Below are 12,394 nucleotides of genomic sequence, written 5' to 3' on the forward strand. Positions count from 1 at the left end.
TGTCTCTGGCTGTTCCTTGCTGAATGGGTTGCCGGTTATCTGCGCCTAGCGCGGATAACCGGTGATCTCGCGGATGGTCTGGTACAGCGGCTGCAGCTGCGGGTACATCTTCAGATACACTTCCGAATAGAGCCGTTGATAGAGCGCGCTGGTGTCCCGGTTGGGCTCGAACACGTCGCCGACCCGGGTCATGGCGGCCACCGCCGTGTCGAAATCCGGATGCAACCCCAGGCCCACGGCCGCGTCGATGGCCGCGCCCAGGCCGGAGGTCTCGTAGGTGTGGGGCCGCTCGGCGGGTAGCCCGAACACGTCGGCGGTCAGCTGCATGGCGGCATCGCTCTGGGAACCGCCGCCGGCCACCCGCAGTTTGGTGATCTTCACGCCGCTGCGCTTCTCGATTCTTTCCTTGCCTTCACGCAGGGCGTAGGCCAGCCCCTCCAGGATGGCCCGGTAGATGTGCGAGCGGGTGTGCACATCGCCAAACCCGATGATCGAGCCTTTCGCTTCCGGCCCCGGCTGGCGCACGCCCGGTGACCAGTAGGGTTGCAGCATCAGGCCCATGGAGCCCGGCGGCACCGCCCGAACCAGTTCATCGAACAGCGCTTCCGGCTCGATGCCCCGTTCTTCGGCAATCTTCTGTTCCCGCAGCCCGAATTCGCGCTTGAACCAGCTCACCATCCAGAAGCCCCGGTAGATCATGACTTCGGTGGCGTAGCGGCCGGGCACGGCCGACGGGTAGGGCGGCATCAGACGGATGGGCTCCACGTAGCGCTCGCTGGTGGTGTTGATGGTGGCCGTCGTTCCGTAGCTCATGCAGCCGATCTCGGGCGACAGGCCGCCGGACCCAAGGATCTCGCAGGCTTTGTCTGACGCGGCGGCGATCACCGGCAGCCCCGACGGGAGGCCCAGATGCTCGGCGGCCTCCGGCGTCAGGTGCCCGAGGGTGCCTCCGGGCGGTACCAGCTCTGGCAGCATCTCCGGTTTCACTGGCATGGTCAGCCATTTGAAGTCCCGGCGCCCGGCCCAGCGGTGTTTCTTGTAATCGAACGGGATGTAGCCCACCTGGCTGCCGGTGGAATCCCGGAACTCGCCCGTCAGGCGGTAATTCAGGTAGCCCGAAAGCAGCAGGTAGTGCCGGGTCTTGGCCCAGATGTCCGGCTCGTTCTGGGCGATCCAGTTGGCCTGGGTGTTCTCCCGGAAGCGGTGAATGGTGTCTTCCAGCCTTGCCAGCTTGAACAGCCAGCCCCAGGGGCCTTTCACCGGGCCGTCCACCCGGGCGTGGCGCTGGTCGAGCCAGATGACGGCCGGGCGCAGGGGCTGGCCGTTGGCATCGAGGTTGATCACGGTGCCGCGCTGGGTGGTGACGGTAACGCCGGCGACCTGCTCGGGGCGGGCGTCCGTGGAATCCCAGAGTAGCCGGCAGGCCTGGCCGAGCTGCTCCCAGAAATACTCCGGATGCTGCTCCGCCCAGCCCGGCTGCCGGGAGAAATAGGGCTCGATGTCCTGCTTGCCCTTGCCCACGAGGTTGCCCTGGCGGTCGAAGAGCAGGGCGCGCACGCTCTGGGTGCCGTTGTCGATGGCGAGGATCAGCGGTTCAGTCGCCATGGTGCGCCTCCCGGCCGGGCAGAGAGTAGGCGCTATGGTAGATGGCCAGGTATCGGGCTTCTTCCTCCTGCCAGGTGTCGTCGGTCCAACTCAGCAGGGTCTGGCAATGTTGCCGGATAGTGGGCAGGAGAGCCGTACCACCGTCAGGAAGAACGAGGCCAAGGCGGCTGCGGCGCAGCATCAGGTCGTCCAGGTGCTGGATATCCTCGGCCTGGCAGGCCCAGCACAGTTCGGCCCAGAGCAGATCGCTAGGTCCGCCCGGTGTGACCGGCGCCAACGGGCCGGCTTCGAGTACGGAGGCCAGGTCCTGGCCGTAAAAGCCCCGGAGCCGTTGCCAGGTCTGGTGGCCGATGTCTTCCGGGCGAGCCTTGGTTGGCGGCGTGGGGAACACCGGTTCGGCGTCGGGGCGTATGCGGTCCCCGGTATCGTCACCCAGGCCCAGCTTCAGGGCCTGCCGGGCGATTACCCGGAAGGTGGTGAGTTTGCCGCCGGCGATGCTCACCAGGCCTCGGTCGCTCTGGATGGCGTGTTCCCGGTTTTCTTTCGAAGGCTCCTTGCCGGTGCCGTCGGTGACCACCGGCCGAACACCGGCCCAGGTGGAGAGGATATCCGTTTCGGCAACGGAGCTGCCCGGGAACAGGCGCCCGGCAATGTCCAGCAGGTAGCGCACCTCATCGGGTGAAATCACCGGCTCCTGGTTCAGGTCGCCTTCGTGGTCCAGGTCGGTGGTTCCGAGCACCGTGGTGCCCTGCCAGGGAAAGGCGAACACCGGTCGCTTGTCACGGGGGTGGAACAGCGACACCGAGCAGGACACCGGCAGGCACCGCCAGGGCAGCACCAAGTGGCTGCCGCGCAGGGGGCGGAGGGTCATGGCTTTGTCTGCCGGGTCTTTCGACTGAAGCCGATCCGCCCAGGCACCGGTGGCGTTGATCACCAGTGGCGCGGAAACCTGGATGGGCGCATCGGTGCCCGCGGGCAGGATGCTCACGCCGGTTACCCGGCCCTGATCCCGGGTAATGGACAAAGCCCGGGTGTAGTTCAGGCACAGGGCGCCGTCCCGTCGGGCCTCGGCAATCAGGCGCAGCACCAGCCGGGAATCGTCGGTGACCGCATCGGTAAAGCCACTGGCGCCGGCCAGCTGGTGGTCGGTGAGGCCCGGCACCCAGAACAGGGTCTCGGCCGGCTTGAGCCGATGTCGGCTGTGGTTGCGGGCAAGGGCGTCATAAACCCGCAGCAGCCCCTGGAACAGGCGAGGCCCGGGGAACTGGCCCTGGAAGTGGGGCATGATGAAACGCAGCGGCTCGATCAGGCCAGGCGCCTCGGCCATCAGGCGCTCGCGCTCGCGCACGGCGTCCCGGGTCAGCCCCAGGTGCCCGCTGCCGAGATAGCGCAGGCCCCCGTGGACCATCTTGGAGGAGCGGCTGGAGGTGCCCCAGGAGAAGTCCTTCTGTTCCACCAACAGGGTACGTAGGCCGCTGCCTGCGGCTTCCCGGGCCACGCCGGCGCCGGTAATGCCGCCGCCGATCACCACCAGATCGAAGGTCTGCTCGCCGTCCCGGAGCTGGGCCAGGGTAGCGGTTCGAGTGCTGCTACCAGTCACTTTGTCGGCTCCCGGGTGTCGGTTTCCGTATCGAAGAGCGTGCCCGGGTTCAACAGCGCGCCCGGGTCGAACGCATGGCACAGGGAACGGATGGCGAGCATGCCCAGTTCGCCTTTTTCCACCGGCAGGTAGGGCGCGTGGTCCTTGCCCACGCCGTGCTGGTGGCTGATGGTGCCGCCGTTGTGGGCGATCACCCGGGAGGTGCTTTCCTTCAGGGTGCGCCAGCGGTCCAGGGTCTCCTCGTAGCTGTCGGCCACCCGGAACACGTAGGTGGTGTAGATGCTGCAGCCCTGGCTGTAGAAATGCGACAGGTGGGTGAACACGTGGGTGCGCTCCTGCCGCTCGGCCAGGCCGTCGCGCAGGTTGGCTTCAATGCGGCCCAGCAGGTTGTCCACGTTGTCCCAATCGGTGGCGGTTTCCAGGGTATCCACGGCGTAGCCCATTTGCCAGAGCGCTTCGCGCAGGTAGGGCATGGTAAAACGCTTGGCGGCCCACTTGTCGCCCAGGCGGGTGCCGGTGTACACGCCCTTGTGCGCCTTGCACACCGAACGGGCCTCGTGCAGGGCGTGGCGACACTGCCGCGAACTTCCCGTTACGCCAAAGGTCATCATGCATTTGCCGTCGCTGGCACCGCGGGCCGAAAGGAACCGCTCCAGCAGGCCGATCAGGGTAGGGTGGCCGGCCAGGGCCAGCTGGGTTTCGGTTTCCACGGCGTTGCTCAGGCGCAGCATGGAGAGCGGAATGCGGCTTTGCACCAGCTGCCGGCTGGCGGTGCGGGCGCTGTCCCAATCCGGGAAAAACACCACGTGGAAGCGCTCCTTCTCCGGCAGTGGGGTGACCCGCACTTTCACCTCCGTGATCACGCCAATGCGGCCCTCGGAGCCGAGGATCATCTCCCGAACGTCGGGCCCGGCACTGGAGGCCGGGAATGTGGGGATCTCCAGCGTGCCCTGGAGAGTTTCGATGCGCCCGCCCGCGAACAGCTGCTCGATACGGCCGTAGCGCAGGGACTGCTGGCCGCTGGAGCGGGAGGCCACCCACCCGCCCAAGGTGGAGAGTTCAAAGGATTGCGGGAAGTGCCCGAGAGTAAAGCCGTGGGCCCGCAGCTGAGATTCCACCAGAGGGCCCGGCGTACCCGCGCCGAAGGTGGCAATCTGGCTCTCTGTATCCAGGTCCAGCAGGCGGTTCATCTGGCCCAGGGCGAGGGTGAGTACTGGGCGGCCCCGGTCTTCCGGGTTGATGTGCCCGGCCACGCTGGTGCCACCGCCGTAGGGGATTACGTGGATGTTTTCGGTCGCCGCCCAGGTCAGCAGCCTTTGCACATCGTCACTGCTCTCCGGCTGTGCCACACCGTCGGGAAACACGCCAAAGTCGCCGCTGCGCATGGCCAGCCAGTCGGCCAGGCTCTGGCCCCGGGCGTGTCGCACCCGGGTTTCGGCTGTGGTGTCGATGAGGGAAGCGAGTTCCGCCGGAACCGTCAGGCGGCTTGCCGGTACCCGGGCGCAGACGCTTTCGAGCGTGGCGTCTTGCAGTGGTTTGCTGGAACCTACCCGGTTCGCAAGGAATTCCTGCCCCTGTTCGGGCATTTCAAGGTTAAAGCTGTCATCGCCCCAGCCGTTCCAGCGTCGCATGTGAATCTCCCTGAGTGAAAAGCAATGCCCGGCAGTCTAATCGGTTCGGTGATGAATCGGTTGTCGGTTCACGACAGGGGTAATGTCATTTACCGACAGCGCCGCCGCAAACGCGTGGATTGTCGATTTTTTACCCGTTACGGCCGGAGCGATTCCGTCAACCTGCTGTTGAGATCCTGCCAGCGTGACAGCTTGGCTGCATCGCCTATGCGGGTGCGCTCGCCACCTGACTTGTTCGCCCAGAGGCCTTCCCCGTTAAAACTGTAAACAGGTTCAAGATCAGTGCGTTGTGAGGCAGGTTTAATGTCGTTTATCAGGTTGTCGAGGATCAGCGGATCGGCGTCAGGTTCGGGATACCACGCAAGAACCATGTGTGCCTGGTTCAGTTCCAGGGCTTTGACATAGACGATGCGCATTTCTTCGTCGGGCACGCCCATGGATTTGAGGGTGAGGTACTTGGCAATGGAAAAGTCCTCGCAGTCGCCGCCGTTGGTGGTCAGCAGTTCCACCGGCGTGGCCCAGTAGTCCTCCTCGCCCCAATGGCGGATATCGCTGACAAAATTGACCCGGTTGAAGAAGGAGTTCACCAGCCGGAGCTGGCGGTCGGTGGGCGCGTTGGCAGCCAGATCGTGCAGTCGCTGCCAGTTCTGCAGTCGCTGGTGGGCTTCGGTACCGAATTCTTCCTGAACGTAGTCCATCAGGCGTGAGCTGAGCTCAAAGGCGCCAACTACGGAAACCGCAAGCACAAGGGCAGGCAAGAGGCTGGAGCGGCGGCGAATCTGGCAGGCTGCCGTCTCCATGGGTTGCCTCAGTTGTTGGTCCGGAGGCGTTCCCGGAGCTGTTCGAGGCGACGGCGGATTTCCTCCCGACGCTGCTCGTCGCTGGCGGTGTTCGCCGGGCTTCGGACCGTGTTCTGGGCCTCGGTCGGCGGGGCCGCAGTGGCGGGTTCTTCGTCCGGTTCGGCGGCAAAGGACATGCCGCTGCGGTCTTCGGTTTCCGGGAAATAGAGGTTCTCGAGTTTTCCGGAGCGGGCAATGATGACCCGATTGGGGTGCACGGAGCGGAGGGTGGCATTGCCCGGCAGCTCGTCGCCCACCAGGTAGGCCTCGGTGTTGCCCTTGTCATCTTCGATGAGCGCGCTCCCCGGGAAGTCGCCCTGGGCCGCCAGAACACCGCGCAAAGCCAGGCGCAGGTTGGTTTCCGGCAGGTTTTCCGTGTCGATCTCCTGCGGCGTGCCGTCACTGTTGGCGGATCCGAATAGGCTAAGGGTAGCGAGTTCTACCTTGGGCGGCTCCTGCACCCCGGATGCACCGGAAACCAGCGGTTCCACCGCGCCGAATTGGCTCTGCTGGCTCACCGTTTGCCAGAACTGGTAGCCCTGCCAGCCGGTCAGCGCCACCATGGCGGCCCCCGCCACCAATGCCAGAACCAGGGGAAGCCGTTGATTGTCTAGGAGCATTGATCTTCCTGAATGCAAGTTGGTGAGCCGTGAAAAAGCCCACAGGTTATCAGACTGCCGGCGTTTAGTGGCAGTATAGTGTATAGAGTTATTCAGCGGGTCCATATCCTGTGGTAGCCTTCCTGAATTGATTGAATCGAAAAGGGTTTCACCCACGAGGACGACCTTGAACACAGACACCGAACTTCAGGCGCAGGATGCTCCTCTGGGCCGTCTTCCGTTTACCTTTGCCAAGCGCAACGGCGTGATCCTGACCCGTTCAGACGAGGGCGATCCGGTCATTCTTGTACGCCCGGGCGCCTCCCATTCGGCGCTGGCGGAGGCCAATCGCATCAGCGGCGGCCGTGCCCGCTTTGCCACCATTGATCCGGATCGATTTGATGAAGCCCTGAACTCGGCCTACCAGAACGATTCCGCCGAAGCCATGCAGATGGTGGAGGGCATCGGTGATGACATGGACCTGGCCTCGCTGGCGGATTCGGTGCCGGAAACCGAGGACCTGCTCGAGCAGGAAGACGACGCGCCGATTATCCGGTTGATCAACGCGATTCTGACCGAGGCTGTGAAAACCAGTGCCTCGGACGTTCATATCGAAACCTATGAAAAGCGCCTGGTGGTTCGTTTCCGGGTCGATGGCGTACTGCGGGAAGTTGTGGAGCCCAAGCGCGCCCTCGCGCCGCTGCTGGTGTCCCGGATCAAGGTAATGGCCAAACTCGACATTGCCGAGAAGCGGGTGCCCCAGGACGGCCGCATTGCCCTGCGGGTGGCAGGCCGGGAAGTGGACATCCGGGTGTCGACCATGCCGTCTTCCAGCGGCGAGCGGGTGGTACTGCGTCTGCTCGACAAGCAGGCAGGCGCCATTCGCCTGGAATCCCTGGGTATGGCTGCCAACGATCTGAAGGTGCTGCGGCGCCTCATTCACCGGCCCTACGGCATCCTGCTGGTAACCGGCCCCACCGGTTCCGGTAAATCCACCACGCTCTACGCGTCGCTGCAGGAAATCAATGATCGCAGCCGGAACATTCTCACGGTCGAGGATCCGATTGAATACAACCTGCCGGGCATTGGCCAGACCCAGGTTAACACCAAGGTGGACATGACCTTCGCCCGGGGTCTGCGGGCGATCCTGCGTCAGGACCCGGATGTGGTGATGATCGGTGAGATCCGGGATCTGGAAACCGCTGAAATCGCGGTGCAGGCCAGTCTGACCGGCCACCTCGTGCTCTCCACGCTGCACACCAATACCGCCGTCGGCGCCATCACCCGTTTGATGGACATGGGCATTGAGCCCTTCCTGATCAGTTCGAGCCTGGTGGGCATTGTGGCCCAGCGCCTGGTGCGGGTGTTGTGCAAGGACTGTCGCGAGCCTTACACGCCGTCCGAAGAGCACTGCGAGTTCCTGCAGCTGGATCCCGCTAACCCGCCTACCATTTACCGTGCCAAGGGCTGCTCCCACTGCAACCAGCTGGGCTACCGGGGACGTATCGGTATCTACGAGGTGGTTGAGGTGTCGGAGGAGATCAGTTCATTGATCCACAAGCGGGCGGGCGAGCTGGATCTCGAGCACGTGGCCCGAACCAGGGGGCCCAGCATTCATGCAGATGGCGTGCAGAAGATACTGGACGGCGTGACCACCGTGGAGGAAGTGCTCCGCGTAACGCACCGGGGCCAGTAAACCATGCCGGCATACGAATACAAGGCGCTGGATGCCCGGGGCAAGCAGAAAAACGGCGTGTTGGAAGCGGACGCTCCCCGCGCCGTTCGCCAGCAGTTACGGGAGCGGGGACTGACGCCACTGGCGGTGGAGCCTGCCGCGGAAAAGCAGCGTCGTAGCAGCCCCCTGAGCGGGCGCGGCTCTCTGAACGCCGCCGATCTGGCCCTGGTTACCCGCCAGTTGGCCACCCTGATCCAGTCCGGTATTCCCATTGAGCAGGCACTGTCCGCCGCCTCTCAGCAGTCCACCAGTCCACGCATACGCAGCATGCTGATCGCCATTCGGGCCAAGGTTATGGAAGGTTATACCCTGGCCGACAGTCTGGGTGAATTTCCCCGGGCGTTCCCGCGCCTGTACCGCTCTACCGTGGCCGCTGGTGAGCACGCCGGCCACCTGGACCTGGTTCTCAATCGGCTGGCGGATTACACCGAGAGCCGGCAGGAAGCCCGCCAGAAAATTCAGCTGGCTGCCATTTACCCGATCATTCTCAGCGTGGTGGCCATCGCGATCGTTGTGTTCCTGCTGACCTATGTAGTGCCCGATATCATTGAGGTATTTCTGAAGCAGGGTCAGGATTTGCCCACGCTGACCGTTGCCATGCTGGCAGTCTCGGATTTTCTGGCCGATTACGGTGTCTATCTCTTTATCCTGCTGGTGTTGGGGCTAATGGTGTTCCGGTATTTGCTGACCAAACCCGGCTTCCGGTTGCGGTTCCATAAACGGTTGCTGCACCTGCCCCTGTTTTCCGGGATGGTGCGGGGTGTGAATACGGCCCGTTATGCCAGTACCCTGAGCATCCTGACCACCAGTGGGGTGCCGCTGGTGGAGGCCATGCGCATTGCCGGCGAGGTATTGTCCAACGACTATCTGCGCCAGGAACTACGGGATGCGGCGCGCAAGGTGAGCGAGGGTGGTTCGCTGCACCGGTCCCTGGACCAGACCGGGTATTTCCCGCCCATGATGCTGCACATGATCGCCAGCGGTGAGGCCAGTGGCGAGCTGGACAGCATGCTGGAGCGCACCGCGCGGATGCAGGAGAACACCCTCCAGTCCAAGATTGCAGCGATCGTGGGCCTGTTCGAGCCTATGATGCTGCTGGTCATGGGCGTTGTGGTATTGATTATTGTGCTGGCAATCATGTTGCCAATACTGAATATGAGTAACCTCGTAGGCTGACCGGCTTTGCTGCAGTGGCGGGCGGGTCAGAAGAGGTCTCCAGAACGAACGGAATCCATGCCAATGACGAGTGAAACAATGACGATCAAGAACCCCGATCCAACCAACCGAAGCCGTGGCTTCACCCTGATCGAAATCATGGTGGTTATGGTGATCCTGGGCCTGCTGGTAGCTATCGTGGCGCCGAATATCATGGGCCGTAGCGATCAGGCCAAGGTCACTGTGGCCGAAACCCAGCTGAGCAACATTGCCAACGCCCTGGATCTCTATCGACTGGATAACAGCCATTACCCCTCTACACAGCAGGGCCTGGAGGCATTGGTCTCCAAACCCAGTGGTAGCCCGGAGCCCAAGAACTGGAACCCGGACGGCTATCTCAAAAGCGTTCCGGAGGATCCCTGGGGCAATGAATACCAGTACGTGAGCCCGGGTACCGAGGGTCCTTACGACCTGTATTCTTACGGGGCAGATGGCCAGGAAGGCGGGGAGGGCGACGCCGCCGATATCAGCGTCTGGAACACCAAGGGCTAGTTGAGAGTGCTGCCCCGAACCCGCTCCGCAGGCTTCACCCTGATTGAAATCCTGGTGGTGCTTGTGGTTATCGGTCTGCTGGCGGCGCTGGCGGTGTTCACCATGGCGGGAAGCTCCCAACAGCGGGAACTCGAAAATGAGGTTCGCGAGCTGTTTCTGTTGATGCAGACCGCATCCGAGCAGGCGGTGCTGAACAATCAGGAACTGGGCCTCAGGCTGGAAGAAGGCGAGTATCAGTTCGTGGCGTTCGAGGATCAGACCGGCGACTGGAAAGCCTCCGGGGAGAGCATGTTCCGGGCCCGGGACCTGCCTGAGTGGATAACCGTGACCGAGTTCATCGAAAGCGACGCGCCTCGGCTGGCGTCGGCTGAGGATCGCCTGCGGCCGGATGTCGTGTTTTTCTCCAGCGGTGAAACCACGCCTTTTGAACTGGAATTCACCCTCGGATCGAGCTCTGACTATACCCATGTGCTGGCGTCTGATGGCGTGTCGCCCTTGGAGTGGCGCAAGCCCGGCGACGACGGGGGCGACGCGTGAATCGACAGGCGGGATTCACCCTCATTGAGGTGCTGGTGGCGCTGCTGGTATTCGGCCTGATTGCCACCGCCGCGGCGCAGGTGGGCAGCCAGTACATTGCCAGTTACGAACGGGTTCGGGATAAAACCCTGGCGGGATGGCTGGCCGATAACCGGATCAACGAGTTGCGGCTGCAGGAAACGCTGCCGGGTATCTCGGAAAATTCCCGGGATACGGAGTTTGGTCCCTATCGCTGGCAGGTAACAACCGCGATACTGGCCACCGCCGATGCCAAGATGCGCAGGATTGAGGTGAGTGTTGCCAAATACCGGGAAGAGTCCCAGGAGCCGGTGCCGCTGCACACGCTCTCGGCGTTCGTGGGTGTGCCATGATGCCCAGGGTTGATATTTCATCTCTGCGAAAAGCCCGGGGCTTTACCCTTCTGGAAGTGTTGATTGCCGTAACCATCACCGCGGTGATTGGCCTTGGGGTGTGGCAGGTGATTACCGGCGTGGTCACTTCCCGCGACCGGGTGGATGCGCTGGCCGAGCAGTTTTCTGGTCTTCAGCGGGCCATGCTGTTGCTGGAGCGGGATATTATCCAGGTGGTTAATCGGCCGGCTCGAGACCTTTACGGCGACTTTCAACCGGCCTTCTCAAGCCGCCAGGAGGAATACGTTCTCTTGCTCACCCGCCAGGGCTGGCGTAATCCACTGGGCATTCGTCGCAGCGGCCTGCAGCGGGTGGGCTGGGAGTATACGGGCAGTGAATTGCGGCGCCATTACTGGCCTCAGGTCGACCAGGCCCAGGAGCCGGAGGATCGGGACGTGCTGCTTCTGGACTCGGTGAATCGGGTCGATATCCGCTTTCTGGACAGCGACCGCAACTGGCAGGAGCAATGGCCCACCGACGAGGTGATGGCGTCCATGGCGCCCGGGAGCCGTCCGGACGCGCCTTTGCCCCTGGGCATTGAGCTTACCCTGGAGCATGAGCGGTTCGGCACCCTGGTACGAACGTTCGCCTTGCCGGATTTCGATCCGACCGTCGCCCAGGGCGCGGTGAACCAGGCCAATCAGGCCGCCAGCGAAGCGGAAGAGACTGAAGAACCGGAAACCGGGGAGCAGGGCGGCGAGCCCACCGAAACTCCGGGGCAGGGAGGCCAGTAACCGATGGCGGGTATTGGGCGTCAACGGGGCGTGGCCCTGATCATGGTACTGCTGGCCATGGCCCTCGTGGTGATGCTGGCCTCTGGGATGACCCAGCAGCAGAGCCTGCGGGTGTTCAAGGCCGGCCATTACCTTGCCCAGCAACAAGGCCTGAGCATTGCCCTGGGGGCAGAGGCGTTTGCCCGGCAGATCCTGACCCGCGACTTCGAGGAAGACAAGGAGAACAACGCCATGGTGGACAGCCTGGATGAGTTCTGGGCGGCCAATGCGGCGGTTCTGCCGCTGGATGACAATGGCGTGGCGGAAGTCCAGATTGATGATCTTGGTGGACGCCTGAACCTGAACGATCTGGTGGGGCCGAACGGACAGGTGGATCCGGTGGCGCGCCAGCGGTTTGTGCAGCTGTTCGAGGCGCTGGGCATCACGACGGTATCCGTCGATTCGTTGATTGACTGGACCGACCCGGACGACCAGACGGTGACGGCCTACGGTGCTGAGGACGGCCAGTATCTGCTGGCGGATCCGGGCTACCGGGCGGCCAACCAGCCGTTTACCAGTGTTTCCGAGCTGCGCCTGATTGAGGGCATGACCGAGGAAATCTATCAGGCGTTGCAGCCCCACGTGGCGGCCCTGCCGGTGAGCGGCGCCGGTGTCAACGTGAACACCGCCACCGCCATGGTGATCCGTTCCCTGCATGAGGAGCTGACGGATGCACAGGCCGCGGCTATCCTTGAGAGGCGTGAGGAAGAGCGGTTTGAGAACCTGCAGGACTTTCTGGCGCTTCCCGAATTTGCCGGGCTCGGGCTGAAGTCGGTTGGTCTTGGGTTGCAGACCCGGTTTTTTGAAGTTGTCTCGCGGATTACCTACGATAACCGCGTTGTGAATCTGGTCAGTACCGTATTCCGGACTCCGGAAGGCGAGGTGCGGACAGTGCATCGGGACACCGGGCAGAAGAACAGGATCACTAAAGAGCCCTATACAGTTTCAGAAGGATAAA

Annotated in this window: 12 protein-coding genes; 7 read left to right on the top strand and 5 right to left on the bottom strand. The window is 63.2% G+C overall.

Annotated features, from left to right (window positions below; all coding sequences use genetic code 11):
* Window positions 1-45: 45 nt before the first annotated feature.
* The 5 genes from AC0J1C_RS08370 to AC0J1C_RS08390 all read right to left on the bottom strand — a co-directional run bounded on the left by AC0J1C_RS08370 (window position 46) and on the right by AC0J1C_RS08390 (window position 6,295).
* Entirely contained in the window at window positions 46-1,605 is a 1,560-nt protein-coding gene (locus AC0J1C_RS08370; RefSeq protein ID WP_473046415.1) for an FGGY-family carbohydrate kinase, read from the bottom strand.
* Window positions 1,595-3,205 carry a glycerol-3-phosphate dehydrogenase/oxidase gene (locus AC0J1C_RS08375; RefSeq protein WP_473046416.1) on the bottom strand — a complete coding sequence of 537 codons (1,611 nt, stop codon included), beginning with the start codon at window positions 3,203-3,205 and terminating at the stop codon, window positions 1,595-1,597. The genes AC0J1C_RS08370 and AC0J1C_RS08375 overlap by 11 nt, the downstream gene beginning before the upstream one ends.
* Window positions 3,202-4,836: an FAD-binding oxidoreductase gene (locus tag AC0J1C_RS08380; RefSeq protein ID WP_473046417.1), complete on the bottom strand. Its 1,635-nt coding sequence runs from the start codon at window positions 4,834-4,836 to the stop codon at window positions 3,202-3,204. Before AC0J1C_RS08380 ends, AC0J1C_RS08375 begins: the two co-directional genes overlap by 4 nt.
* 137 nt (window positions 4,837-4,973) lie before the next feature.
* Window positions 4,974-5,636 (bottom strand): transglutaminase-like cysteine peptidase, encoded by a 663-nt coding sequence (locus AC0J1C_RS08385; RefSeq protein WP_473046418.1) that lies wholly within the window; start codon window positions 5,634-5,636, stop codon window positions 4,974-4,976.
* An 8-nt stretch (window positions 5,637-5,644) separates the two neighbouring features.
* On the bottom strand, window positions 5,645-6,295 hold the full coding sequence (locus AC0J1C_RS08390; protein ID WP_473046419.1) for a type II secretion system protein N: 651 nt from the start codon (window positions 6,293-6,295) through the stop codon (window positions 5,645-5,647).
* Window positions 6,296-6,461: 166 nt separating this feature from the next.
* Here AC0J1C_RS08390 and gspE point away from each other — a divergent pair, with 166 nt between their 5' ends.
* The 7 genes from gspE (at window position 6,462) to gspK (ending at window position 12,393) form a co-directional block, all read left to right on the top strand.
* A complete protein-coding gene (gspE, locus tag AC0J1C_RS08395; RefSeq protein ID WP_473046420.1) occupies window positions 6,462-7,970 on the top strand; it encodes a type II secretion system ATPase GspE in 1,509 nt (502 codons plus the stop codon).
* Between the two features lie 3 nt (window positions 7,971-7,973).
* On the top strand, window positions 7,974-9,185 hold the full coding sequence (gene gspF / locus AC0J1C_RS08400) for a type II secretion system inner membrane protein GspF (RefSeq protein WP_473046421.1): 1,212 nt from the start codon (window positions 7,974-7,976) through the stop codon (window positions 9,183-9,185).
* Window positions 9,186-9,248: 63 nt separating this feature from the next.
* Window positions 9,249-9,716, top strand: a complete 468-nt coding sequence (gspG, locus tag AC0J1C_RS08405) for a type II secretion system major pseudopilin GspG (protein ID WP_473046423.1) — start codon at window positions 9,249-9,251, stop codon at window positions 9,714-9,716.
* A 9-nt stretch (window positions 9,717-9,725) separates the two neighbouring features.
* Window positions 9,726-10,253, top strand: a complete 528-nt coding sequence (gene gspH, locus AC0J1C_RS08410) for a type II secretion system minor pseudopilin GspH (protein WP_473046519.1) — start codon at window positions 9,726-9,728, stop codon at window positions 10,251-10,253.
* Complete coding sequence (gene gspI / locus AC0J1C_RS08415; RefSeq protein WP_091985131.1) at window positions 10,250-10,624, top strand: type II secretion system minor pseudopilin GspI; 375 nt, start codon at window positions 10,250-10,252, stop codon at window positions 10,622-10,624. The genes gspH and gspI overlap by 4 nt, the downstream gene beginning before the upstream one ends.
* Window positions 10,621-11,397: a type II secretion system minor pseudopilin GspJ gene (gspJ, locus tag AC0J1C_RS08420; protein ID WP_473046424.1), complete on the top strand. Its 777-nt coding sequence runs from the start codon at window positions 10,621-10,623 to the stop codon at window positions 11,395-11,397. Before gspI ends, gspJ begins: the two co-directional genes overlap by 4 nt.
* 3 nt (window positions 11,398-11,400) lie before the next feature.
* Window positions 11,401-12,393 carry a type II secretion system minor pseudopilin GspK gene (gspK, locus tag AC0J1C_RS08425; RefSeq protein ID WP_473046425.1) on the top strand — a complete coding sequence of 331 codons (993 nt, stop codon included), beginning with the start codon at window positions 11,401-11,403 and terminating at the stop codon, window positions 12,391-12,393.
* Window position 12,394: the final 1 nt, after the last annotated feature.

Source organism: Marinobacter sp. E2, assembly GCF_055755345.1.